We start from the raw sequence: 23,223 nt of genomic DNA, 5'->3' as shown, positions 1-23,223 counted from the left end.
TCGCGCGTATCAGGAAACCGCCATGAAGCATCACTTTGAACAGTTGCGGCTCGATTCGGTGAGCCGTAGTTTCACGAATGCGCAAGGCCAGGCGATCGCGGCGCTGCAGGAACTCGATCTGACGATCCAGCGCGGCGAATTCATCGCGCTGCTCGGGCCGTCCGGTTGCGGCAAATCGACGGCGCTCAATTGCATTGCCGGCTTGCAGCCGCTGACCGGCGGCGGCATCTGGCTCGACGACAAACGCATCGACGTGCTGCCGCCGGAAAAGCGCGGCTTCGGCATGGTCTTTCAGAACTACGCGCTGTTTCCGCACATGAGCGTGCTCGACAACGTCGGCTTCGGCCTGAAGATGCGCGGTGTCGCGCGGAGCGAAACGACGCGCCGCGTGCGCGAGGCGTTGCAGCTCGTGCAACTGGTCGGTCACGAGCACAAGCTGCCCGGCCAACTGTCCGGTGGTCAGCAACAGCGCGTGGCGATTGCGCGCGCGATCGTGATCGAGCCGCCGCTGATTCTGATGGACGAACCGTTGTCGAATCTCGACACCAAACTGCGCATCGAAATGCGCGCTGAAATACGGCGCATCCATAGCCAGCTCGAACGCGCGACACTGTACGTCACGCACGATCAGGACGAAGCACTGTCGATGGCGGACCGCATCGTCGTGATGAAAGAGGGCGTGGTGCAGCAGGTCGCTACGCCGAAAGAGGTTTATACGCGGCCACACAATCTGCATGTCGCGCGTTTCATGGGCTATCGGAATGTGGCCGAATTCACGCTCGAAGGCCCGCAAGGCGAGGGCGTCGCGGTGAGCGTGAACGGCGTGCGTCTGATCGGCACGCCGATGGCGGGCTTCAATAGCAAACGTGTGAGTGTCGCGCTGCGTCCCGAAGATATGGAACGCGCTACGCCCGGCGCGGACAATGCGTTCGACGCGCTGGTGGATGCGGTCGAATACGGCGGCCACGATTCTCTGCTGCGTGTGCAGACCGCATTCGGCTCGGTGTGGGCGCGCATCGTGGGCGAGTTCACGCAGGGCGAGCGCATCAGCCTGCGCGTGCCGCCGTCGCGTGTGCTGGTCTACGACGCCGAGGCCGCATGAACACGCCCACGCTGTCGCCGCCGCGCTCCCCCACGCTCACGCAGCGCGACGCCAAGGCATGGCTCGTCACGCCGGCGTTGCTGTTCATCGTCGCGATGTTCATCTATCCGTTCGCGTACGGTCTGGTGCTGTCGTTCCGGCCGATGAACGGCGGCAGTGTGTGGGCCAACTATCTGACGTTCTTCACCGACACGTCGATGTGGCCGACGATCCTCGTCACCCTGAAGCTCGCGGTGCCCGCGACGCTGATCAACGTCGGCGTGTCGGTGCCGGTGGCGTTCGCACTGCGCCGCTATTCGCGCTATCAGAAGATCGTCACGACACTGCTGGTGATTCCGGTGACGCTCGGCACGGTGCTGATCGCCGACGGCATGCTGACCTACTTCGGCCCGAACGGCTGGTTTCCTCAAGCGCTGCAAGGCCTGCATCTGTACACGCGCGAAGTGCGCCTCACGCACAACTTCTGGGGTGTGCTGATCTCGCTGATCGTGTCGGGCTTTCCGTTCGCATTTCTGTTGACGCTGTCGTACGTGACCGGCATCGATCCGACGCTCGCGAGCGCGGCGGCGACGCTCGGCGCGAGTCCGTGGCAGCAGTTTCGCCGCATCTATCTGCCGCTGCTGGTGCCGGGGCTGACGATGGCCGCGTGTCTGTCGTTCGTGCAGGCGTTCTCGGTGTTTCCGTCGGCGGTGCTGCTCGGCGCGCCCGCGGGTCCGACGCGCGTGATGTCGATCGCCGCCGCCGAGGCCGCGTTCGAAAGCTACGACTATTCGCTCGCGTCCGCGATCGCGATGGTGATGGGCTTCGTGCAGTTGCTGGTGGTCGCCGCGCTGCTTGGCGCGCGCCGTTTCTTCTACAGCGGTCCGGCAACCGGAGGCAAAGGCTGATGACGAGCGAGCGTCGAGCGGCACAGCCCGCGTGGGCCGGGTCCGCTTCCGGGAAACAGGGCGATGGCGCGCGCGAGCCCGTCAAGCGCGAGACGCAGCGCGCCGGCTTGCCGGGTCGTGTGTGGCGGGTGCTGGTGTGGGCCGTGATGGTGTTCTTCCTGCTCAACGTGGTGCTGTTGATAGCGACCGTCGCGGTCAATTCGGTGGCCACGCGCTGGTTCGGCACCTTGTTGCCGCAAGGCTTCACGCTGCACTGGTATGCGCAGGCATGGAGCGATTTCCAGCTCGCGAGCGTGCTGTGGGTCACCGTCGAGGTGGTCGGCGCGGTCGTGCTGCTGTCGGTGCTGCTCGGCGTGCCGGCGGCGTATGCGCTCGCGCGCGTGCAGTTTCGCGGCAAGCGTCTCGCGATGCTGATCTTCCTGCTGCCGTTGATGGTGCCGCCCGTCACCTACGGCATTCCGATGGCGACCGTGATGTACAAGATCGGCCTCGCGGGCACGCTGAGCGGCGTGATCCTCGCAAACCTGGTGCCGGCGCTGCCGTTCGTGATTCTGGTGATGACGCCGTTCATCGAACAGATCGATCCCAATCTCGAAGCCGCGGCGCGCATTTTCGGCGCGAACACGTTCCGCTATTTCCGCTACGTGCTGCTGCCGTTGCTGGTGCCCGGCATGCTCGCGGCGGGGCTGCTTGTGCTGGTGCGCACCATCGGCATGTTCGAGCTGACTTTCTTCACCGCGGGTCCGGCGACGCAGACGCTCGTGGTCGCGTTGTACTACGCTGTATTTTCGACTGGCGTGCGCGCGCCACAATCGATCGATGCAATGGCGATGATCTACATGGCGATCACACTGATCTGGGTGCTGATCGCGCTGCAATTCGTGAGTCCGACGCAGATCGTGTCGCGCGTGAAGGAGCAGAAGCGCTGAAGCCCGTCCGACGACACTCGTGGAGCCGACGTTGACGAAGAAAAAGAGCCCGGAAGAACTGCGCAGCCATCGCTGGTACGGCGCGAACGATCTGCGCTCGTTCGGTCACCGCTCGCGAACCGCGCAGATGGGGTACAACCGCGACGAATACGCGGGCAAACCGGTCATCGCGATTCTGAATACATGGAGCGAGATCAACGCGTGCCACACGCATTTCAAGCAACGCGTCGAGGAAGTGAAGCGCGGCATCTGGCAGGCCGGCGGCTTTCCGATCGAGCTGCCGGTGCAGACGCTCTCCGAGCCGTTCCAGAAGCCCACCACGATGCTGTACCGCAACTTCCTCGCGATGGAAGCCGAGGAAACGCTGCGCTCCTATCCCGCCGACGGCGTCGTGCTGATGGGCGGCTGCGACAAGACCACGCCCGCGTTGCTGATGGGCGCGATTTCGATGGACCTGCCCGCGATCTTTTTGCCCGCCGGCCCGATGCTGCGCGGTAACTGGCATGGTGTGACGCTCGGCTCCGGCTCAGACGCATGGAAGTACTGGGCCGAACTGCGCGCGGAAACGATCACGCAGGAGGACTGGCAAGGCATCGAGGGCGGCATCGCGCGCTCGCCGGGGCACTGCATGACCATGGGCACCGCATCGACGATGACGAGCGCGGCCGAAGCGCTCGGCTTCACGCTGCCCGGCTTCGCGTCGATTCCCGCGGCGGATTCGCGTCATGCGCAGATGGCGGTGAAGACCGGCATGCGCATCGTCGACATGGTGTGGGACGACCTCAAGCCATCGGACATCGTCACTGCCGCTTCGATCGACAACGCCGTGACTACCTGTCTCGCGCTGTCCGGTTCGACCAATGCGATCGTTCACATGATTGCGCTCGCGCGTCGCGCGGGCATCGCGTTGACGCTCGATCGGTACGACCACATCGCGCGCCGCACGCCGGTGCTGGCGAACGTCCGTCCGACTGGTGCGTATCTGATGGAAGATTTTTTCTATGCGGGCGGTTTGCCCGCGCTGCTCGCCGAATTGGGCGACCTGCTCGACCTTTCGCAGCGGACTGTCAACGGCCGCACGCTCGGCGAGAACCTCGAAGGCGCGCGGATTTTCAACGACGAAGTGATTCGCCGTCGCGACAATCCGTTGCTGCCCCACAGCGGGCTCGCGGTGCTACGCGGCAATATCGCGCCCGACGGCGCGGTGATCAAGCCCGGCGCGGCCGAGCCGCATCTGCTTGTGCATACGGGCCGCGCGGTGGTGTTCAGGGACTACAACGACATGGCCGCGCGTATCGACGACGACTCGCTCGACATCGACGAGAACTGCGTGATCGTGCTTCAGCATGCGGGGCCGGTGGGTGCTCCGGGTATGCCCGAATGGGGACAATTGCCGATACCGCGCAAGTTGCTGCAAAAAGGTGTGCGCGATATGGTGCGTATCTCGGATGCACGCATGAGCGGCACGAGTTACGGCGCGTGCGTGTTGCACGTCGCGCCTGAGTCGTTCGTCGGCGGGCCGTTTGCGCTGGTGGAGAGCGGCGACATGATCGAACTCGACGTGCCGGGGCGCAAGCTGAACCTGCTGGTGCCGGACGAACAGCTCGCGCGCCGCAAGGCCGCGTGGGTCAAGCCGGCGCCGCGTTTCACGCGTGGCTACGGCGCTCTGCATCAGGTGCATGTGACGCAGGCGAACGAGGGCTGCGATTTCGATTTCCTGCAACGCGGCGGCGCGCAGGCGGCGCCGGAGGCGGACACGCCGGGCGAGCCGGAGATTCACTGAACGGGTTTAGCGATCAGCCATCGGCATTGGGCATTCCGCAGGTGAGAGACAGAGGTGTCATCGAGGGCCGTCGGCAGGCGCAGTGCAGCCGCCGTAGAGCGGCGACACATATCAAGGGAGGGGGACGCGATGCGGCGAGACCGCATCGCGTGATACCCGCGCGGCTCCCGCGTGACCGCCCTCTGCGCATCAATACCCCACGCGATACACCCGGCCCGTCTGCGCGCCTTCCACGCTGCGCACAAAAGCGAGCGCAGCACGCTGCGCGGTCACCGGTTCGAAGCCGCGGAAGTAGGGCGCATAGGCGCCCATCGCTTCGGTCAGCACCGTCGGACTCACCACGTTGATGCGCAGGCCGCGCGGCAACTCGATCGCCGCGCCGCGCACGAAACCTTCGAGTGCCATATTGACCGTGGTCGCGCTCGCACCGAGACGAATCGGCTCGTCGGCGATGATGCCGCTCGTCAGCGTGAACGAGCCGCCGTCGTTCACGTATTGCTGTGCGGTCAGCACCACGTTGATCTGGCCCATCAGCTTGTCGCGCAGACCGACCCAGAACTGCTCGACGCTCATCTCGGGCAGCGGCCCGAAATGCACCTTGCCGGTCGCGGTCACTACGCCGTCCACTTTGCCGATCTCGCGAAAGAGCTGCTCGACGCTCGCCGGGTCGGTGATGTCCGCGCGATAGGACCCACGCGTCGCACCCACTTCGATGACTTCATGGCGCTCCTGCAACTGGGCGCTGACGGCCTGGCCCAGCGTGCCGGTGGCGCCGATCACGACGATTTTTTTCATGTGCTGCTCCGTTGAGCGTGGTTGACGTGTGCTCGATTGTGTCGAGGATCGACGCGCGGAAAAAGGCGCGCTCGCGCCCAGGTGATGCAACCCAGAGTTTCGAATCGACGCAAAGCAAGGCGCGCACCATTATTCAAACGGTGCGCGCTTTGATATTCACTGATTAATAGGAATAAGCGCGGAAATTCAAACGCGAGCGCAAACCAGGTACGCGCCCGCCTGCTTATTTCACCCGACGTATTTCGATCACGCGCGTGGGCCGCAAATGATTCAGCGCGTAATGGATGCGGCCGCGGTCTTTGCGACTGCCCACCGGGCGCGGGTCGTCGAACTGATGATCGGCCGAATACGCGCCTTGCGGTTCGATCATGCCTTTGTCGATCACCGTGTAGCCCGGTTCGAGCGCAAGCAGCAGATGATTGCCGCCCACCCGGCTGTCGAAGCCGGCCATGCCGTCGAGCGTCTCGGGCACGCTGTTGCTGTGCGACGCGTTGCTGGTGGTGATCTCGTCGGCCGCTATCGGGCTGTGGCCCGCGATGCGCGCGGCTTCGAGGTTCTTGCCGTCGGTGTCGACGGTGCTGTCGTGCGTGCGGTCGTTGTGCAGTTCCGTCGAGTTCGGGCCTCGGGTGTTCGCTTGCGTCGTGACGTCTGCCGGCTTGTCGATATCGCTGTTCATCCTGCGTGCTCCTTGAAGAGGACATGGTTGAAGATCAGCAAAACCCGTTCCGCCTGGCACGACGCGTGGGTGCGTGCCACTTGCATTGCGCTTGCGTCATGCTTGCAACGCCATGCGGCGACGGGCATTTCAACTGGCGATTGCGTCGAGCATTCTTTTCGTTTTTTTTAATGGACGCGTATTTTCTACAGAGTATGATCTTACTCCGACGAGCGAAGCACGGTTAAATTGACGACACGGTCCCGACTCATCATCATGGTCGGAAACAACGAACGAACAGCCGCGCTACTCAAAACATTTACGGGGCCGTCAGGGCGGGTGACACATGCACTTCGATGCTGCATTCACACATCGCGGCTATTTGTTGAATTGCGCGCCAGCGCGTGCCGGCGACGGCACTTGGCAACCTTATGTGGTGATCTCGCGTTCGAGCGACGGCGAGCTGGTCGCCAACCGTTTCTTCCCCACCGAGTTGCGCTTCCCTGACGAAGCCGCCGCCATCGCCCATGCGCGCGATTGGGCGGTACGCTGGATCGACGCGAGCAGCGTGACCATCTGAAGAACCTGCGCGGTACAGTGCAAGCGACTGCGAGCGGCGTGCCAGGCGTGTGCCGGCGAGCAGGCCGCTCTACGCGAGCCGCGGCAAAACGCGGTAATCTCTCGGCATAATCCATCACTTCGAACCGTGCTTGCCGCACGGCGTCGTTCTTCTATGCCTAACGTGCCTTCCCACAACTGGGGTCTCGAACAGATCGTCGCGGACCTGCGCGCGTCGCGTGAACAATTGCATCGCACGCGCCATCCGCTCGGCATTCGCGAGCTGCCTTCGCGCGATGCGGTGGTCAACATCGTCGCCGGCCTGCGCGCCGCGCTGTTCCCCACGCATTACGGCGCGCCCGATCTGACCGACGAAACCGTCGACTACTACGTCGGCCACACGCTCGAGAGCACCTTGCGCCTGCTCGGCGAGCAGATTCGCCGCGCGTTGCGCTTTCTGCCCGAGTACGCCGCGGCCTCCGACGCGGAGTTGCATGAGCGCGCGTTCGACGTCGCACGCGAATTCGGCACGCAGTTACCGGGGATTCGCGCGCTGCTGGTGAGCGACATTCAGGCAGCCTTCACCGGCGACCCGGCCGCGCAGCACATCACCGAAATTCTGCTCTGCTATCCGGGCGTGTGGGCGATGACTCACCACCGGCTCGCGCATGCGCTGCATCGCCTCGGCGTGCCGTTGCTCGCGCGCTTCATCAACGAGATCGCGCACTCGGCGACCGGCATCGACATTCACCCAGGCGCGACGATCGGGCCGAGCTTCTTCATCGACCACGGCACGGGTGTGGTGATCGGCGAGACCGCGATCATCGGCGAACGCGTGCGCGTATATCAGGCGGTCACGCTCGGTGCGAAGAGTTTCGCCGCCGATAGCGACGGCTCGCTCATCAAGGGCAACGCGCGCCATCCGGTCGTCGAGGACGACGTCGTGATCTACGCCGGCGCGACGATCCTCGGACGCGTCACGATCGGACGCGGTTCGGTGATCGGCGGCAACGTGTGGCTCACGCACAGCGTGCCGCCGGGCAGCAGCGTGTCGCAGGGCAAGGTGCGTGAAGGCGAGCGCACCGACGAGAGCCGGCGATGATGCGCGCCGTGGCACCGCTCACGCGTTCCTCCTGCTCCTCTCGTCGCAGCTACCGCTGCTAAGGCATACCTGATGCCGCGCGGCTGCGTCCACATGCCTCGTTGCGCGCTGACCGGCGTCGAAGCGACGGTGGCCGACACCGCGCATTCGTTTCCGCGTCATTCGCATGACCGCTTCGGCGTCGGCGTGATCGTCAGCGGCGGCCATCGATCGGCGAGCGGACGCGGGCAGGTCGAAGCGCGCGCGCACGACGCGATCATGGTCAATCCTGGCGAGGTGCACGACGGCAGTCCGCTCGACGAACGCGGGCGCGCGTGGCGCATGCTGTATGTCGAACCGTCGATGTTGACGCGCGCCGCCGTCGAGCTGACCGGCGCGGCGCCGCGCGAGATCGAACTCACGCAGCCGGTGGCGCATGATCCCGTGTTGAAGCGATTGTTCGAGCGGCTCTTCGCGGTGTCGGTGCAAGCGCAGGTCGTGCCCGACGAACTGGTGCGAGAGGAGGCGTTGCTCGCATTGCTTGGGCATCTGGTGCGCGCTCACGCAACCGGGCCCGCGCATGCGCGAATCACGGAGGCGCGGGGCCCGATTGCGCGAGCGAAAGCGCGCATCGACGACGACCCCACGGCGCCGCTCACACTGGCCGATCTCGCCGCCGACACCGGCCTGAGCCGCTTCCAGTTATTGCGCGGCTTCGCGCATGAGACGGGATTGCCGCCGCACGCGTACCGGATGCAGCGGCGCATCGCGCTCGCGCGGCAATCGATCGCACACGGCGCGCCGCTTGCCGACGCGGCGGCCGCGGCCGGCTTTGCCGACCAGAGTCATATGACGCGCGCGTTCGTGCGCCTGCTCGGCGTGACACCCGCGAACTACGCGGCGGCCACGCACGGTGCGTCTGCAACGCGGCGACGGGTAATGGACGATGCTTATCCCGTGCGCAGATAGCGCAGCAGCGACAACTCATGCGCGCCATGCCACCACACATGCTCGCCGATAAACCACGCCGCCGCCCACGAAGCCGCCACGACGATCAGATCGCAGTGGCCGCTTTTCCACAGATTCAGCGAATGACGTCCGGCAATCCACGGCACGCCTAGCGGATTCGGCCAGTCGGCCAGCAGATGCATCAACCCGCCGCACGCGAAGCCGAAGGCGGGCGCGGCATAGATCGAATGTCCGAGCCAGTGGTAGGAAAATGCGAACAGCGCGAGCCAGCCCACTCCCCAATGCGTCAACGTGCGATGCGTGATCCACAGACGCCGCGCGCGCGACCACCATGCCACCTCCAGCCAGTCCGGCGCGGTGCTGCCCGCGAGGCCCGCGAGGAAACTCAGCAACACGCCGAGATGGTACGAGTCGGCGTCGCCGATGCGTGCGACGATGGCCGCCGCGATGACGCCGGCTGCGAAACCAGTTGCGTGATGTGCGTTGCTCGATGCCATGAAACTCGCGGCACGGTGCGCCGCATGAAAGACGAAGGGCGCGTATGTTCGCAGATGAGCCGATAAAAAAATAGCCGCCGCGCGAGATAAAAATGTCGGGCGGCGGCAGCGTCTTCACGAGTCGAACGCGTGAGCGGAATTTCAGGTCGCGCAGCGGGCGATGTCGAAGCGGAGTTCCTCTTCCGGTGGATCGTCGGGTGAATTCGCGGGGCGCATCACCTTGATGGCCGACCCCGCGTTCTGCGGTGTCAGCGTAATGAAATACGAGTTGTTCGAATCCGAGCCGACGGCAAGTTCCGTCGCCGAGCCGACTTGCGACGCGCGTACGCGCGGCAGACGGTCTTTGAGGCAAGCGGCGATGGAGGCGGGGGCGCGTTGCGACGACACGTACATCAGCGGCACGGATGCATCGCGGGCGGGGCCTTTGGAAGAACCGCAGGCAGCGAGAGAAGCAATGACGGCAACAGCGGGAGCTAGCAGGAGAAGTCTTTTCATAGTCCGATCGTCGGCGTCCCCGGTCGTACGCGGGAACTTGGGGCGCGGGCGAAGCTCGGTGCGTTTCAGCACAACGTGATGCTTCGCGACGAAGCCGCCGTGCCATCGCAGCGACACTCGCGGCGGCACGGACAGCTGCGTCAGTATACCGAGCGAGCGGCGACGTGGTCACTTCGCGTTGTTGCGAGGCGCGGTGATTGCCACTACGTCGAATCGCAGGCATAAGAAAAAACCCGCGATGTGATCGTGTCACGCGCGGGTCGAAATGCAGCGGAATGGATAGACTCGCGCTGCGGGTACTGCGTGGAGAACTTAGAAGCGGTGCCGCAGGCCGACAGCCGCCGCCACCTGATTGCCCGTCGACGACGGCGCCAGCGTGTTGATCGCCGCCACGTTCGCACCGAAGTTGCCGAGCTCGCCGGACGCATGCTGGTACACGCCTTCCACATACACGTCCGTCCGCTTGCTCAGCGCGTAGTCGCTTTGCAGCGACACGGTGTGCCACTTCGGATCACCGGTGCCGTTCGAGCCGGTCACGCGGCCGTCGGTGAACGTGTACGCCGCCGCGAGGCTCAGTGCCGGCGTCAGTGCGTAACGGCCATTCAGTTCGTAGTTGTCGAGGCGCAGGTTGGTGCCCGCCACGCCAGGCAGCGTCACGCCGCCCACGTTCACGCCGCTGATGCCGTCGAGTTGCGTGTGCGTGTACACGAAGCCGGCGGTGGCCGGGCCGTACGTGTAGTTCAGGCCCGCGCCGAACGAGCGTTGCAGATTCGCCGCGATTGCCGCGGTGCCGTTGCCTTGCGACACGGCGCCGCCCAGGTTCGAACTGCCCGAGTTGTTCAGTTGCAGATACGAGGCCGCGAAGCTCAACGGACCGTTGTCATACGAAGCGCCGGCGCTCCATGCACGATTGTTCGCGAACTGGCCGGCCGCGTTGCTGAAGCCATACAGACCGCCGAATTTGAGGCCCGCGTAATTCGCGCTCGTGTACTTGACCGCGTTCTTGATCGAGAACGATCCGTCGAGATTGTCGTTGTCGAACGGGTGGGCCGCGAGATTGTTGCCGTAGCCCGCGCCCGAGGCGGCCAGCGGCGACAGATAGTCGACCATCGAGTCATATTGCCGGCCGAGCGTCAGCGTGCCGTACTGATCGCTTTGCAAACCGACGAATGCCTTGCGGTTGAACAGCGTGCCGCCTTCCGAGTTCTGGCCGTTGTTCAGATTGAAGCCGCTTTCCAACGTGAAGATGGCATGCAGACCGCCGCCGAGGTCTTCGCTGCCGCGCAGGCCGAAGTACGTGTTCGACACCGAGCCGCTGCCTTGCTGCCAGTTGTTGTGGCCGCCCTGGTTGTTCGAGTACACGAGGCCGGCGTCCAGCGAGCCGTACAGCGTGACGCTGCTCTGTGCGTGCGCGGTGACGGCGAACGCGCCCATGAGGCTGGCTGCGATGAGGGTTTTTTTCATATTCAGATAGCTCCGGGACAGTGCGTGGAGAATCGCATTCCAGCGCTTATCGGCAATGACGCCGGCTGCCTGACGATTCGCAACGAAGTGTATTCCTGCCATTCGTATCTTTAATCTCGCACGGCGCAACAATTAATTCGCGAATCCGTAATGACTGATTCGAAATTGTCTAAGTGATGGTAAATAAAGAAAAAACCATTTTTGAGATCGAGGCGGGTGAGGCCTGGCAATCATCGTGGTGTTGCTGGCTCGCGACGCGCTCGCTCTGCCATACGTGACGGGCATTACAAGGACTTACAGAGAAGTCGATGATTCATTCCGTTTTCGGCAATGCACTCTTCCGGATTGCACCATCTATCTCGATGAGTTGCGGCTTTACAATTCCGGCACCCTCTGACCAAGGGTGTCTTTTTCATTTTATACGCGGCCTTCGGGTCGCGTTTTTTTATGGGGTTTTTATTACGGTTTTAATAAATGACGGCGAATTGGAAAAAAGAGCACTGCGCCGGACCATCGGCGCATTGCGGCTTGTCCGTTCGTCATAGAGACGCGGGCGGCTCGCGCAGGGCGGGTAGAATTGCGTGCTTGAGATGTGTTTCCGCCCCGCGAACGTGAGTGAACCTGTAATGACCGATACACCCCTTCCATCGTCCGACACCCCTGCTGATTTCACGACGGAAGGCGCGCCCGAACTGGACGAAAGCGTGCATGAAGCGCGTCTGTGGCGCGACGACGGCTGGACCGCGCGCGTCATCAAGAATGAAGACGACGAAGGCTGGGCCGTCGAAATGATCAAGGACGGCGAAGCGGAACCCGCGCTCGTCGGACCGTGGACCATGGGCCGTAACAAGAAGGACCCGAAGCCGCTCGACACGTCGGCGTTCAACACGCTGGTGAAGACCGCGTCGGAAGTGCTGCGCCGTCACGAGCAGCAACTGCGCGCGCAGTTGCATAAGGAAGTGCGGGTCGCGAGCGCGGACGGTAACGACGAACTCACCATCACGCTCGACATCGTCCCCGATGAACTCGAACCGTACGCGCTGTTGACCGCGCTCGACGTGTTCGGCGAACAGCTCGCGCAAGTGCAGGTTGCGCCCAACTTCAAACTTGGCAAGGCGAGCGCCGCGGCCTGGGTTGAAAACGGGTTTCGTCGTCCGGGTTGATGGTGTGCGGGTGGTGTGCGGGTTGACCAAGGCCAGGATGCTCGTTAGCCGGCCGGTGCCGAGTGCGGGCGCTTCGATCATCGCCATGCTGTTCGACGGGGCGCTTCGGGCAAGCTGATTGACCGGCGCATCCCGCAAACGGGGCCGCCGCCTTCGCGCATTAACTGCGCTTGCAGAAAATCGCCGTGACGAGCGGCGCGACGCGATGCACGATTGCCGTGCTGCCACTGCCGGCCAGTGCATTGCGCACCCTGGATTCGCTGCCGAGCACCACGACGCCGTAGGCCGAGCGCGCGACCGGCTCGCCGTCGCCGACGCGGAATATCGGATCGTCCTTTTCGTAGCCGACCACCGCGAACACGTGAAAACCGAATGCGCTCAGATCGGCGCCGGAGGCCGGCGAGAACGCGTTGATCGAGTTCTGTTCGACGCGCGTCGGCTTTGGATCGATCAGCTGTTGCTGCGAGAGGTCGGCAATGAACTGATGCCCGCTTTGATTGCAGGTGAGCGCGTTGTCGAGCGACGCGGCGAAACCGCTGAGCGGCAACGCGGCCGTCAGAAGCAGGAGTACAGAAGAAATAAAACGTTTCATAAGCGTGAGCGGCAAATCGGATTCGATGTCGTGGTTTTGCAACGGGCGACGGCGCGAGGCCCGGTCCCGAAAGACGTTGCGCATCGAAGGGATTCCGCGTAACAGGCGCAACTGGGTTCGCACTGTATCGCGATTCGGCAAATCTTGCTTTGCGGCGGACACGCGCCGGTAACGAACGCACCTCAAAGAAACGCGCGGGAAGAAAGCAATCTTTTTCGATCCCGTATATATTTCCGGGTTATGACTTCGCCACGCCAAACTCCAATCAACGTTCCGCCGCCCCGCACCTGGGACGCCCGGCTCGCCCGCCGGCTCGTCACTCCGCTGGTGAATACCTGGGTCACGCCGAATCATCTCACGACGCTGCGCCTGCTGATCGGGCTCGCAGGCGCGCTGTGCCTGGCTCACGGCGGATTCGCGTGGGCCAATGCGGGCGCGCTTCTGATCGTGCTGTCGAACTTCGTGGACCACACGGACGGCGAGCTCGCGCGTATCGGCGGCAAGTCGAGCCGGATCGGTCATTTTTACGACCTCGCATGCGACGCCCTCGTGACCGTGATGCTGTTCGTCGGCATGGGCGTCGGGGTGGGTGTGTCGCAGATCGGCGGCCTGAAGGTCGCGCCGGGCGTGCTCGGCGCGGTGGCCGGCGTGGCGATCGCGTTGATCTTCTTTCTGCGCATGCGCATCGAGGAAATGGCGGGCAAGGCCGGCACGAAGCAGGCCTCGGTCGGCGGCTTCGAAACGGAAGACGTGCTGTACCTGCTGCCCATCGTCACGCTGACGAACGTCGTGATGCCCTTCGTGGTGGTCGCGTCGATTGGCGCGCCGCTGTTCGCCGCATGGGTCGTGATCGACTATTGGCGCGTGGCGCGCCGTGCCGCGCGTCCGGCGGCCGTCGCCAAGGGGACGGCCGAAACCAGTCAAATGTGGGCCAGTGAATGAGTACGCATGCCGAAGGCGACGTGATCGCCGCCGAGTCTGTCGAAGCTTCCTGCGCCGCGGCGCAGGAAGCGTCCGTGCCGGCCGCACCGGATGCGGACCGCGCGATCGCGAGCCGCACGCGCACGTTCGACACCCCGCGTTTGCGCAAGGACTTCGCCGCACAGGACGCGTTTCTCTATCTGGAAGATTTTCTCGCGCCTGAAGTGACGGCGCAGCTCGCCCACAGCGCGCGTGCGCTGCTCGACGAGGTGAACCGCAACTATCTGCCGGGTCACAAGCAGGGCGGTAGCGTGAGCCGGCATACGATCGACCGCCTTGCGCCGTTCGTCGCCGAGTTGTATCGCTCGAAGGAATTGATCGGCTGGCTCGAACAACTGAGCGGCGACAAGCTGCAGGTCTCGCCGCCCGACGACCCGCACGCGTACGCGCTGTACTACTACACGCGGCCGGGCGACCACATCGGCTGGCACTACGACACTTCGTACTATGACGGCCGCCGCTACACGCTGCTGCTCGGCGTGATCGACGACTCGTCGTGCCGGCTCGACTACGAACTGCATACGCGCAATCCGGACGTGCCGGACCAGCCGGGTTCGGTGCAGTATCCGCCAGGCAGCCTCGTGTTTTTCGACGGCGACAAGCTGCGTCATCGCGTGACGCCTGCCGGCGAGAACGAAATGCGTGTATCGCTCACGTTCGAATACGTGACGGATCCCAACATGCGACCGTGGCGCCGTTTCATCTCGAACATGAAGGACGCGATCGCGTACTTCGGTTTCCGCCAGGTGTTCCGCCAACTCGCCGCGCGCGGCAAGGAACGCGCATGAGTCGCGCGGCCCTGCTTCTGCTGTCGATCGGGACGGCGCTGTTCGTCGGCCTGCTCGCGTGGCAGGGCTTCGGCTCGGTTGCGTCGACGTTGCTCGCGGCCGGTTGGGGACTCGCGCTCGTCGCGGCGTTCCATGTCGTACCGCTGGTGCTCGACGCCGGCGCGATCTCCGTGTTGTTCAAGCGTCGTCGCGACGGCGCGCATCACGACCTGTCGTTGCGCGACGCGCTGTTCGCGCGCTGGATCGGCGAATCGGTGAATAGCCTGTTGCCGGCAGGGCAGATCGGCGGCCCGGTCGTGATGGTGCGGCAGTTGTCGCAACGCGGCATGCGCATGCGCGACGCCGCCGCCGCGATCACCGTCAGCACGACCGCGCAGGCGCTCGCGCAAATCGTCTTCGCGCTCGGCGGGCTGCTGCTGTTCGGCGCGTATGCCGCGAACGGCGCGCTGCACGACCTGCAAACCGCGACGCTGATCGCCACAGGCGTGCTCGGCGCGATGATCGTCGGCTTCTATTATGCGCAGCGGCGCGGGCTGTTCGGCCGGCTGCTCGGCGTGGTCTCGAAGGTATTCGGCAAGCGTGACTGGTCCTCGCTGATGACCCGCGCGGAAGCCGTCGACGCCGCCGTGCAGGCGCTCTACCGCGAACGCGGCCGCGTCGCGGCGAGCTTCGCGCTGAGTCTCGCGGGCTGGATCGTCGGCACGGTCGAGGTGTGGCTCGCGCTGCGCTTTCTCGGCCATCCGGTCGACTGGATCGACGCGCTGCTGCTGGAAAGCATCGGGCAAGCGATTCGGGGCGCGGCGTTCATGATTCCGGGCTCGCTCGGCGTACAGGAAGGCGGCTATCTGCTGCTCGCACCGCTGGTGGGTTTGCCGCCGGATGCGGCGCTGGCGTTGTCGCTCGCCAAGCGCGCGCGTGAAATCCTGCTAGGCTTGCCAGGTTTGCTGGTTTTGCACTTCAGCGAAAGAAGCTGGCAACGGCGGCGTGCCACGGGGCGTGTGCCGATTACCGATTAATCTCCGTATTTTTTCAAAGGACCGCGCATGCGTGCCATCATTCTCGCGGCGGGCCTCGGCCTGCGTCTTCAGCAACCGCCGCAAGCTCAGTTTCCGAAATGTCTGTTGCAGTTCGACGGCATGAGCCTGCTCGAACGGCATCTGCAAATGCTCGAGACCGCCGGCGTGACGGACGTCGTGCTGGCGCTCGGCTTTCAGCCGGAATCGGTGCAGGCGGAACTGGAGCGCATCAACTGGCCGCATCAGGTTGAAACGGTGCTGAACCCGCGCTTCGATCTGGGCAGCGTGCTGACGGTGCATACGGTGGCGGACGCGCTCACGCGCGGCGGCGACGTGCTGCTGATGGACGCCGATGTGCTGTACGACGAGCGCATTCTGAGCGCGCTGGTGGCGGGCGAGACGGTCAACCGCCTGTTGATCGACCACGATTTCGAAGCGGGCGACGAGCCGGTCAAGCTGTGTCTGAAAGACGGTGTACCGGTCGAATTGCGCAAGCAGCTCGCGGTCAATCTGGAGTACGACACCATCGGCGAGTCGGTCGGCTTCTTCCGCTTCCGCCAGGAAACCGCGCAGCGTTTCGCGGAGATCGTCGCCGGTTATATCGACAGCGGTCGGGCCAACATGCCGCACGAGGAAGCCGTGCGCGATCTGCTGCTGGAGCGCAGCCAGGTGTTCGATACCGCCGACGTGACCGGCGCACCGTGGATCGAGATCGACTTCCCGAACGACGTCGTGCGCGCGAGCACCGAGATCCTGCCGCAACTGCAACCACTCGTCAGCGCATCGCGCTAAGCGGTTTCTCGAAGCATCCCGCTGTATTGCGAGGGTGAACCGGCTGCATGCCGGTTCACCTTCGTTTCGTTGTGTATGCTCATCGTGGCGTGCATGACCAAGGCTGCGCACGCACGTACACGCACCACGACAGCCAACTGCTGCCGCGCAACTGCGCGCCACTTCACGCAACCGCGCGAAAGCCCCGGCGCAACAACAAATGTTGCCGCTGCAATGCCATAATCGCCGCTTTACCTCGACGGCCTAGCAGCCCATCGTCCTGCCAATGCCTCTCGCTTTAGGCACCTTCATTGTTCCGCTGATCGTCGCGTGCGCGATGTTCATGGAAAACGTGGACGGCACGGTCATCGTGACGTCGCTGCCGGTTCTGGCGCGCGATCTCGGCCAGGATCCCATCACTCTCAAGCTCGCGGTCACGGCCTATGTGATCGGCCTCGGCGTGTTCATCCCGATCTGCGGCTGGGTCGCCGACCGCTTCGGTTCGCGCACGGTGTTCCGCACGGCGATCGGCGTTTTCATGGCCGGCTCGCTGATGTGCGCTGCCTCCACGTCGCTTGGCACGTTCGTGGTTGCGCGCTTCGTGCAGGGCATCGGCGGCGCGATGATGGTGCCGGTGGGCCGCATCATCATCTTCCGTTCGGTGCCGAAGTCCGAGTTCATCCGCGCGGTCAACTATCTGACGGTGCCTGCCCTGCTCGGGCCGGTGGTCGGGCCGCCGCTCGGCGGCTTCATCACGACGTATCTGCATTGGCGGCTGATTTTCGTCATCAATATTCCGATCGGCCTGCTGGGCATCTGGCTCGCCAACAAACACATCGCCAACGTGCGCGAAGCGCATCCTGGCCGCCTCGACTGGACCGGCTTTCTGTTGTCCGCGAGCGGCGCGTCGTTGTTCATGCTCGGGCTCTCGCTGGTGGGCGGCGAACTGGTGGCGACCAGCGTGTCGATCGCCATGTGCGCGAGCGGTGTGCTGCTGCTGTTGCTGTATGCGCTGTACGCGAGCCGCGTCGAGATGCCGGTGCTCGATTTGCGGCTTCTGCGCATTCCGAGTTTTCATGCGAGCGTGGTGGGCGGCTCGCTGTTTCGCATCGGACTCGGCGCGGTGCCGTTCCTGTTGCCGCTCGCGCTGCAGGAAGGCCTCGGCATGACCGCGTTCAGGGCCGGGTCGATCACCTGTGCGTCCGCGTTCGGCTCGATCTTCATGAAGGCGGCCGCGTCGCGCATTCTCGGACGCTTCGGCTTTCGCACCGTACTGATGTTCAACGCGGCTTGCGCGGGCCTGGCGATCGCCGTGTATGGACTGTTCTTTCCCGGCACGCCGCACTGGTTGATCTGGTGCGTCGTGCTGTTTGGCGGCTTCTTTCCGTCGTTGCAATTCACGTCGTTGAATACGCTGGCCTATGCGGATATTCCGAGCAGCGACGTCGGCCGCGCGACGAGTGTGGCGAGTGTGATCCAGCAGATTTCGTTGGGACTCGGCGTGACGATCGCGGGCATCGTGCTGCAGATTTCGCACAACGTGCAAGGCCATTCGACTATCGTGTTCTCCGACTTCTGGCCGGCGTTCCTCGTGGTCGGCCTGTTCTCGTTCCTGTCGATTCCGGTCACGGCGCGCATGCCGCACGATACGGGCGATGAAATCGCAAGGGGGAGTCGCGGGCGGGCGTGAGTGAGGGAGGGGCGGGGCGGTCATGAGCCATCGCGCTGGCCGACGCACACCGCCAACGTCCCCGCGCCGCGCCCCTTCGCATGCGATGTTTGTGTGCCGCAGCATGCCCCCTACGAAATGTAGCGGCTTCGCAAACCGCAGCTTCGCATGTTATAAGCCCAAGGCAGCTTGAATCGTCGTCAGATGAAACAGTCGTCCCTGGGGGTATTCATAATGAGGTTGTTCCGCAACGCCAAAGCTTCTGCCAGCGGATTCGCGCTGGTCGCACTCGTTTCCGTATCGACCGGTTTTCTCGAAGTCACGCCGGCCTTCGCGAAGGCGCCCGAGAAAGCGCAACCGGCCGTCCTCACCGCGTCCGCGATTGCGGTCGCCGATAAATACAGCGCCGACGCCGCCGAGCAGATCTTCAAGCAAGGCGGCAATGCCGTCGATGCGGCCGTCGCGATTGCCTTCACGCTGGCCGTGACGTATCCGGAAGCGGGCAACATCGGCGGCGGCGGTTTCATGACGCTGTATGTCGACGGCAAGCCGTACTTCCTCGACTATCGCGAACGCGCGCCGCTGGCCGCGACGCGGAACATGTACCTGGACGACAAAGGCGAAGTCATCAAGGGCATGAGCCTGTTCGGTTATCGCGCGGTGGGCGTGCCGGGCACCGTCGACGGCATGTGGCAGGCGCAGCGCCGCTTCGGCAAGCTCAAATGGAAGCAGGTCCTCGCCCCGGCGATTCACTATGCGCGCGACGGCTTCGAAGTCAGTGAACAATTGCAGGAGCGTCGCGATGCGTCGGCGAAAGACTTCGCGGGCAAGACCAACTTCGATGCGTACTTCGGCAATCTGAAGCAGGGCGTCAACTTCAAGCAGCCCGATCTCGCCGCGGTGCTGCAACGCATTTCGGATCAGGGCGCGAAAGATTTTTACTCGGGCAAGACGGCCGATCTGATCGCCGCGTCGATGCGCGGCCACGGTCTCATCACGAAGGCCGATCTGCAGCAGTACAAAGCCGTGTGGCGTGAGCCGATCCAGGCCGACTGGAACGGCTATCGCGTGGTCACCGCGCCGCCCCCGAGTTCGGGCGGCATCGGCCTCGTGCAACTGCTGAAGATGAAGGCCGATCTTGCGCCCGACTTCAAGGACGTGCCGCTCAATTCGCCGCAATATGTGCATTTGATCGCGGAGATCGAGAAGCGTGTGTTCGCGGACCGCGCGCAATATCTCGGCGACCCGGACTTCTACAAGGTGCCGGTCGCGCAATTGACCGACGACGCGTACATCGCGAAACGCGCCGCCGAAGTGAACCCGAGCGCGCCGTCGGACACGAAGAGCGTGCAGCCGGGGCTCGGCACCAACATGCCCGAAAAAGCCGAAACGACGCACTTCTCGGTGATCGACAAGTGGGGCAACGCGGTGTCGAATACGTACACCATCAACGGCTATTTCGGCTCCGGCGTGGTGGCCGATCGCACGGGTATCGTGCTGAACGACGAGATGGACGACTTCTCCGCGAAGCCGGGTGTCGCGAACATGTTCGGCGTGGTGGGCAGCGATGCGAATTCGATCGAACCGAAGAAGCGCCCGCTCTCGTCGATGAGCCCGACCATCCTCACGAAGGACGGCAAGGTCGCGCTCGTGATCGGCACGCCGGGCGGCTCGCGCATCTTCACGTCGATCTTCCAGGTGATCAACAACGTGTACGACTACAACATGCCGTTGCCGGAAGCGGTTGGCGCGATGCGCTTCCATCATCAGCTGTTGCCGCCGAACACGATTTTCTGGGAGCCGTACAAGCCGATCGACGGCGAACTTGCGCAGCAGATCGAAGCGAAGGGCTACACGCTGAAGGGGCAGGATTTCAGCGGCGATATCCAGGCGATCAAGGTCAACGGCGATACGCCGGAAGCTGCGGCCGATCCGCGTGGGCGTGGAGTGACGCGGGTGATTCAATAGGCGCGCTTCGGAGCACGCATGGCTGAAAACGAAAAGCCTCGCGCTCGATGGAGCGCGAGGCTTTTTTGTAGCTCATTCCCGGCGCGACGAACTCGCCGCTTCCCTCAACTCACCTGCTCAACCGGCGTCAACGTCAACTCGACCCGTTGCGCCCCCCGCAGCACCGTCACGTTCACCGGCTTGTCGATCTTCGACGCGTCGAGCGTGCGTTGCAGCCCATCGACATCCTGCACCGCCACTGAGTCGATCGCGACGATCGTATCGTCGGTGCGCAAGCCGCCGAGCGCGGCCGGGCTGCCTTTGACGACCTCCATCACGTGCACGCCGCTCTCCGAGCTCAAGCCGAAGTACCGCTGCACGCGACGCGACAGCGGCGTCGTGGTGCCCGCCACGCCGATATACGCGCGTCGCACGCGGCCGTGCGCAAAGATCTGCATGATGACCCACTTGGCCGTATCGATTGCGGTCGCGAAGCAGATCGCCTGCGCGCCCGGAATGATCGCGGTGTTCACGCCGATCACCTGGCCCGCCGAGTTGATCAACGGGCCGCCCGAGTTGCCGGGATTGAGCGCGGCGTCGGTCTGGATCACGTCGTCGATCATGCGGCCGGAGTTCGAGCGCAGCGAGCGCCCGAGCGCCGACACCACGCCGGTCGTCACGGTTTGCGCGAGGCCGAGCGGATTGCCGACGGCAATCGCAATCTGCCCGACGCGCAGCTTCGACGATTCGCCGAGTTCGACGTGCGGCAGCGGTTCCGGCGAGCCGATGCGCAACACGGCCAGATCGCTGCCGGGGTCGTCGCCGACCAGGTCGGCGTCGAACTTCGCGCCGTCGGCGAGCGTCACCTGGATATGCGTGGCCCCGTGCACGACGTGACTATTGGTGAGCAGGTAGCCGTCGGGCGTGAACAGAAAGCCCGAGCCGGTGCCGCCGCGTGTGCCCCGGCCGCGACCGGGCGACTCGGACGGTTCGCCGGGCAAGCGGCGTTCGACGGAGATGAAGGCGACCGCCTGCTGCACGCGTTCTAATGCACCGATCACGGTGCGGGAGTACGCGTCGAGCAGGGCGTCGTCGGATAAGGCGTTGAGTGAATGGGGCCCGGGGGCGTCGGATGCGGCGCGCGACAGGTCATCGATGAAGCGTGGACGGCTTCCCATGGCGATGCTCCGGATAAACGGAGTCGCAGATGCAGGGCGCGGTTCGGGTTTTCAAGGGTGAGCGCGGGGCAGGGCGGTTGGGCCGGCTGTGAGACACTTTCTTCGTGAGTCGCGCCTGTGTGCATTGCAGGCGAAGTGCGAGGCAAGCTCGCATGGCTAGCGCAGCGGCGGGCGCGGTTGCTGCTGCGTAGTTGGCGCCGGCGCCCATCGCCACGAACCACCGGCGCGCATCCGCGCCCGCCCACGCTCCACCCACGCCGAAGAGGAGACACCCATGTCCGCACCGACGCCCCCATCCTCCATCGACACGCCCGCACAACCGCGCATCGAATCGCTCAGCGCGATCACGCTCGCGACCCGCGATATGTCGCGCGCCGTATCGTTCTACGACGCGCTCGGCTTCCCGATGAAGTTCGGCGGTCCGCAGGAGGCATTTACATCGTATGCGTTTGGCGGCGCGTACCTGAACCTGATTGTCGATACGCGCGCGCCGGTCAACTGGTGGGGCCGTGTGATCGTCTACGTATCGGACGTCGATGCGCTTTACCGCAAGGCGCTGGCCGCCGGCCTGAGGCCCTCGCTCGAACCGTCCGATGCGCCCTGGGGCGAGCGCTATTTCCATATCACCGACCCGGACGGCCACGAGCTGAGTTTCGCGCGGCCCTTGCGTTAGCGGCGGGTGCGCGTGCAAAACTCGCTATCATCGATGTTCACGCTGCGTGCCGATCGCACGCGCGCAGCGCCGGCGCGAACCTATCCGCCGCTACGCGGCCGGGCGGACAGCCGCAGCGGTAACACGGCTGACACTTGGCGCTTCGATAATCGAACGCGTTCGCGTCGCGCTTGCCGCCGCGCGCCTAATCATGTCTGTTGCCAGGAGAGCCGCAATGAAAGAGCAGGACCCGAGACCTGAAGCCGAGTGGCTCGCGGAGCGGCAGCGCCGTTTCGAGGAAGACCTCATCGACGCGTACGACGAAGAACTCGAGATGGAGGTCGATGACCGCATCATCGACGGGGCGGACGGCTTTACGCCTGAGCATCGCGAAGCACGCAAGATGTACTTTCGCGAGCTGTTCCGCTTGCAGGGCGAGCTGGTCAAACTGCAGGACTGGATCGTGCAGACCGGGCATCGCCTCGTGGTGATTTTCGAAGGACGCGACGCGGCGGGCAAGGGCGGCGCGATCAAGCGCATCACGCAGCGGCTCAATCCGCGCGTGTGCCGCGTGGCGGCGCTGCCTGCGCCGAACAACCGCGAGCGCACACAGTGGTATTTCCAGCGCTACGTATCGCATCTGCCGGCGGGCGGCGAAATGGTGCTGTTCGATCGCAGCTGGTACAACCGCGCGGGCGTCGAACGTGTGATGAATTTTTGCAGCGACGAAGAGTATGAAGAGTTCTTCCGCTCGGTGCCGGAATTCGAAAAGATGCTCGCGCGCAGCGGCGTGCAGATTCTCAAGTACTGGTTTTCGATTACCGACGAAGAGCAGGAAATCCGCTTCCAGAATCGCATTCACGATCCGCTGAAGCAGTGGAAGCTCAGTCCGATGGATCTCGAGAGCCGACGTCGCTGGGAAGCCTATACGCAGGCGAAAGAGGTGATGCTGCAGCGCTCGCATATTCCCGAGGCGCCGTGGTGGGTCGTGCAGGCGGTCGACAAGAAGCGCGCGCGGCTGAACTGTATTCATCATCTGCTGAGCCAGGTGCCGTATCACGAGATCGAGCATCCGACCATCGAGTTACCGGCGCGTGTCTATCACGACGAGTACAGCCGTCAGCCAGTGCCGGGGTCGATGATCGTGCCCGAGGTGTATTGAGGGAAGCGGGAGAGCCTCAACGAATCAATGAAAAAGCGCGGCCTGGCCGCGCTTTTTTCATGCTGATCGCGATCAGGCCGGCCAGTCGC

At 64.1% G+C, this 23,223-nt stretch carries 23 protein-coding genes; 16 read left to right on the top strand and 7 right to left on the bottom strand.

Features of this window, described 5'->3' with window-relative positions:
- Window positions 1-22: 22 nt before the first annotated feature.
- From BGI01S_RS13535 to araD, 4 genes are read left to right on the top strand one after another with little or no spacing between them, the layout of a single operon-like run.
- A complete protein-coding gene (locus BGI01S_RS13535) occupies window positions 23-1,102 on the top strand; it encodes an ABC transporter ATP-binding protein (RefSeq protein ID WP_042326255.1) in 1,080 nt (359 codons plus the stop codon).
- Window positions 1,099-1,989: an ABC transporter permease gene (locus BGI01S_RS13530; protein WP_042326253.1), complete on the top strand. Its 891-nt coding sequence runs from the start codon at window positions 1,099-1,101 to the stop codon at window positions 1,987-1,989. Before BGI01S_RS13535 ends, BGI01S_RS13530 begins: the two co-directional genes overlap by 4 nt.
- Window positions 1,989-2,918: an ABC transporter permease gene (locus BGI01S_RS13525; RefSeq protein ID WP_042326252.1), complete on the top strand. Its 930-nt coding sequence runs from the start codon at window positions 1,989-1,991 to the stop codon at window positions 2,916-2,918. Before BGI01S_RS13530 ends, BGI01S_RS13525 begins: the two co-directional genes overlap by 1 nt.
- A 31-nt stretch (window positions 2,919-2,949) precedes the next feature.
- A complete protein-coding gene (araD, locus tag BGI01S_RS13520) occupies window positions 2,950-4,701 on the top strand; it encodes an L-arabinonate dehydratase (protein WP_042326789.1) in 1,752 nt (583 codons plus the stop codon).
- Window positions 4,702-4,890: 189 nt separating this feature from the next.
- On the opposite strand, the gene BGI01S_RS13515 is transcribed toward araD, so the two are convergent.
- Window positions 4,891-5,496, bottom strand: coding sequence for a short chain dehydrogenase (locus BGI01S_RS13515; protein ID WP_042326250.1), 606 nt, complete (start codon window positions 5,494-5,496; stop codon window positions 4,891-4,893).
- Window positions 5,497-5,719: 223 nt separating this feature from the next.
- Window positions 5,720-6,172, bottom strand: coding sequence for a DUF3005 domain-containing protein (locus BGI01S_RS13510; protein WP_042326248.1), 453 nt, complete (start codon window positions 6,170-6,172; stop codon window positions 5,720-5,722).
- Between the two features lie 325 nt (window positions 6,173-6,497).
- Here BGI01S_RS13510 and BGI01S_RS13505 point away from each other — a divergent pair, with 325 nt between their 5' ends.
- The 3 genes from BGI01S_RS13505 (at window position 6,498) to BGI01S_RS13495 (ending at window position 8,759) form a co-directional block, all read left to right on the top strand.
- The gene (locus BGI01S_RS13505) at window positions 6,498-6,731 is read left to right on the top strand and encodes a hypothetical protein (protein WP_042326247.1); all 234 of its coding nucleotides are present in this window, start codon (window positions 6,498-6,500) and stop codon (window positions 6,729-6,731) included.
- A 153-nt stretch (window positions 6,732-6,884) separates the two neighbouring features.
- On the top strand, window positions 6,885-7,811 hold the full coding sequence (epsC, locus tag BGI01S_RS13500; RefSeq protein ID WP_042326243.1) for a serine O-acetyltransferase EpsC: 927 nt from the start codon (window positions 6,885-6,887) through the stop codon (window positions 7,809-7,811).
- Window positions 7,812-7,904: 93 nt separating this feature from the next.
- Window positions 7,905-8,759, top strand: a complete 855-nt coding sequence (locus BGI01S_RS13495; protein WP_232624423.1) for an AraC family transcriptional regulator — start codon at window positions 7,905-7,907, stop codon at window positions 8,757-8,759.
- Here BGI01S_RS13495 and BGI01S_RS13490 read toward each other — a convergent pair.
- The 3 genes from BGI01S_RS13490 to BGI01S_RS13480 all read right to left on the bottom strand — a co-directional run bounded on the left by BGI01S_RS13490 (window position 8,741) and on the right by BGI01S_RS13480 (window position 11,215).
- Entirely contained in the window at window positions 8,741-9,256 is a 516-nt protein-coding gene (locus BGI01S_RS13490) for a metal-dependent hydrolase (RefSeq protein WP_042326241.1), read from the bottom strand. The genes BGI01S_RS13495 and BGI01S_RS13490 overlap by 19 nt on opposite strands.
- A gap of 141 nt (window positions 9,257-9,397) precedes the next feature.
- Window positions 9,398-9,868 (bottom strand): hypothetical protein, encoded by a 471-nt coding sequence (locus BGI01S_RS13485; RefSeq protein ID WP_042326239.1) that lies wholly within the window; start codon window positions 9,866-9,868, stop codon window positions 9,398-9,400.
- Between the two features lie 195 nt (window positions 9,869-10,063).
- On the bottom strand, window positions 10,064-11,215 hold the full coding sequence (locus BGI01S_RS13480) for a porin (protein WP_042326783.1): 1,152 nt from the start codon (window positions 11,213-11,215) through the stop codon (window positions 10,064-10,066).
- A 626-nt stretch (window positions 11,216-11,841) separates the two neighbouring features.
- Here BGI01S_RS13480 and BGI01S_RS13475 point away from each other — a divergent pair.
- Entirely contained in the window at window positions 11,842-12,378 is a 537-nt protein-coding gene (locus BGI01S_RS13475; RefSeq protein ID WP_042326237.1) for a hypothetical protein, read from the top strand.
- Window positions 12,379-12,538: 160 nt separating this feature from the next.
- Here BGI01S_RS13475 and BGI01S_RS13470 read toward each other — a convergent pair whose 3' ends face one another.
- Window positions 12,539-12,970, bottom strand: coding sequence for a hypothetical protein (locus BGI01S_RS13470; protein ID WP_042326782.1), 432 nt, complete (start codon window positions 12,968-12,970; stop codon window positions 12,539-12,541).
- 240 nt (window positions 12,971-13,210) lie between these two features.
- On the opposite strand from BGI01S_RS13470, the gene BGI01S_RS13465 reads away from it, so the two are divergent.
- From BGI01S_RS13465 to ggt, 6 genes are all read left to right on the top strand, one after another.
- A complete protein-coding gene (locus BGI01S_RS13465; RefSeq protein WP_042326235.1) occupies window positions 13,211-13,912 on the top strand; it encodes a CDP-alcohol phosphatidyltransferase family protein in 702 nt (233 codons plus the stop codon).
- Entirely contained in the window at window positions 13,909-14,739 is an 831-nt protein-coding gene (locus BGI01S_RS13460) for a HalD/BesD family halogenase (RefSeq protein WP_042326233.1), read from the top strand. The genes BGI01S_RS13465 and BGI01S_RS13460 overlap by 4 nt, the downstream gene beginning before the upstream one ends.
- Window positions 14,736-15,755 (top strand): lysylphosphatidylglycerol synthase domain-containing protein, encoded by a 1,020-nt coding sequence (locus BGI01S_RS13455; protein WP_042326232.1) that lies wholly within the window; start codon window positions 14,736-14,738, stop codon window positions 15,753-15,755. Before BGI01S_RS13460 ends, BGI01S_RS13455 begins: the two co-directional genes overlap by 4 nt.
- A gap of 27 nt (window positions 15,756-15,782) precedes the next feature.
- Window positions 15,783-16,547 (top strand): phosphocholine cytidylyltransferase family protein, encoded by a 765-nt coding sequence (locus BGI01S_RS13450; protein WP_042326230.1) that lies wholly within the window; start codon window positions 15,783-15,785, stop codon window positions 16,545-16,547.
- Window positions 16,548-16,812: 265 nt separating this feature from the next.
- Entirely contained in the window at window positions 16,813-18,216 is a 1,404-nt protein-coding gene (locus tag BGI01S_RS13445) for an MFS transporter (RefSeq protein WP_042326228.1), read from the top strand.
- Between the two features lie 213 nt (window positions 18,217-18,429).
- The gene (ggt, locus tag BGI01S_RS13440; protein WP_042326226.1) at window positions 18,430-20,163 is read left to right on the top strand and encodes a gamma-glutamyltransferase; all 1,734 of its coding nucleotides are present in this window, start codon (window positions 18,430-18,432) and stop codon (window positions 20,161-20,163) included.
- Between the two features lie 104 nt (window positions 20,164-20,267).
- On the opposite strand, the gene BGI01S_RS13435 is transcribed toward ggt, so the two are convergent.
- Window positions 20,268-21,320 carry a S1C family serine protease gene (locus BGI01S_RS13435; protein ID WP_042326224.1) on the bottom strand — a complete coding sequence of 351 codons (1,053 nt, stop codon included), beginning with the start codon at window positions 21,318-21,320 and terminating at the stop codon, window positions 20,268-20,270.
- A gap of 274 nt (window positions 21,321-21,594) precedes the next feature.
- Here BGI01S_RS13435 and BGI01S_RS13430 point away from each other — a divergent pair, with 274 nt between their 5' ends.
- Both BGI01S_RS13430 and ppk2 read left to right on the top strand, forming a co-directional pair.
- Window positions 21,595-21,993 (top strand): VOC family protein, encoded by a 399-nt coding sequence (locus BGI01S_RS13430; RefSeq protein ID WP_042326222.1) that lies wholly within the window; start codon window positions 21,595-21,597, stop codon window positions 21,991-21,993.
- A gap of 214 nt (window positions 21,994-22,207) precedes the next feature.
- Window positions 22,208-23,134 (top strand): polyphosphate kinase 2, encoded by a 927-nt coding sequence (gene ppk2, locus BGI01S_RS13425; protein WP_042326220.1) that lies wholly within the window; start codon window positions 22,208-22,210, stop codon window positions 23,132-23,134.
- Window positions 23,135-23,223: the final 89 nt, after the last annotated feature.

Origin of the sequence: Paraburkholderia ginsengisoli NBRC 100965 (assembly GCF_000739735.1) — a bacterium.
GTDB classification, from domain to species: domain Bacteria; phylum Pseudomonadota; class Gammaproteobacteria; order Burkholderiales; family Burkholderiaceae; genus Paraburkholderia; species Paraburkholderia ginsengisoli.
The sequence above is the reverse complement of the archived record's forward strand: the minus strand, read 5'-3'. Positions and strand labels throughout refer to the sequence as shown.

Bases quoted from the DNA above. Each gene is read 5' to 3' on its own strand.
- BGI01S_RS13535 (WP_042326255.1), top strand. From the start codon at position 23: ATGAAGCATCACTTTGAACAGTTGCGGCTCGATTCGGTGAGCCGTAGT.
- BGI01S_RS13530 (WP_042326253.1), top strand. From the start codon at position 1,099: ATGAACACGCCCACGCTGTCGCCGCCGCGCTCCCCCACGCTCACGCAG.
- BGI01S_RS13525 (WP_042326252.1), top strand. From the start codon at position 1,989: ATGACGAGCGAGCGTCGAGCGGCACAGCCCGCGTGGGCCGGGTCCGCT.
- BGI01S_RS13515 (WP_042326250.1), bottom strand. From the start codon at position 5,496: ATGAAAAAAATCGTCGTGATCGGCGCCACCGGCACGCTGGGCCAGGCC.
- BGI01S_RS13510 (WP_042326248.1), bottom strand. From the start codon at position 6,172: ATGAACAGCGATATCGACAAGCCGGCAGACGTCACGACGCAAGCGAAC.
- BGI01S_RS13505 (WP_042326247.1), top strand. From the start codon at position 6,498: ATGCACTTCGATGCTGCATTCACACATCGCGGCTATTTGTTGAATTGC.
- epsC (WP_042326243.1), top strand. From the start codon at position 6,885: ATGCCTAACGTGCCTTCCCACAACTGGGGTCTCGAACAGATCGTCGCG.
- BGI01S_RS13495 (WP_232624423.1), top strand. From the start codon at position 7,905: ATGCCTCGTTGCGCGCTGACCGGCGTCGAAGCGACGGTGGCCGACACC.
- BGI01S_RS13490 (WP_042326241.1), bottom strand. From the start codon at position 9,256: ATGGCATCGAGCAACGCACATCACGCAACTGGTTTCGCAGCCGGCGTC.
- BGI01S_RS13480 (WP_042326783.1), bottom strand. From the start codon at position 11,215: ATGAAAAAAACCCTCATCGCAGCCAGCCTCATGGGCGCGTTCGCCGTC.
- BGI01S_RS13475 (WP_042326237.1), top strand. From the start codon at position 11,842: ATGACCGATACACCCCTTCCATCGTCCGACACCCCTGCTGATTTCACG.
- BGI01S_RS13470 (WP_042326782.1), bottom strand. From the start codon at position 12,970: ATGAAACGTTTTATTTCTTCTGTACTCCTGCTTCTGACGGCCGCGTTG.
- BGI01S_RS13465 (WP_042326235.1), top strand. From the start codon at position 13,211: ATGACTTCGCCACGCCAAACTCCAATCAACGTTCCGCCGCCCCGCACC.
- BGI01S_RS13460 (WP_042326233.1), top strand. From the start codon at position 13,909: ATGAGTACGCATGCCGAAGGCGACGTGATCGCCGCCGAGTCTGTCGAA.
- BGI01S_RS13455 (WP_042326232.1), top strand. From the start codon at position 14,736: ATGAGTCGCGCGGCCCTGCTTCTGCTGTCGATCGGGACGGCGCTGTTC.
- BGI01S_RS13450 (WP_042326230.1), top strand. From the start codon at position 15,783: ATGCGTGCCATCATTCTCGCGGCGGGCCTCGGCCTGCGTCTTCAGCAA.
- BGI01S_RS13445 (WP_042326228.1), top strand. From the start codon at position 16,813: ATGCCTCTCGCTTTAGGCACCTTCATTGTTCCGCTGATCGTCGCGTGC.
- ggt (WP_042326226.1), top strand. From the start codon at position 18,430: ATGAGGTTGTTCCGCAACGCCAAAGCTTCTGCCAGCGGATTCGCGCTG.
- BGI01S_RS13435 (WP_042326224.1), bottom strand. From the start codon at position 21,320: ATGGGAAGCCGTCCACGCTTCATCGATGACCTGTCGCGCGCCGCATCC.
- BGI01S_RS13430 (WP_042326222.1), top strand. From the start codon at position 21,595: ATGTCCGCACCGACGCCCCCATCCTCCATCGACACGCCCGCACAACCG.
- ppk2 (WP_042326220.1), top strand. From the start codon at position 22,208: ATGAAAGAGCAGGACCCGAGACCTGAAGCCGAGTGGCTCGCGGAGCGG.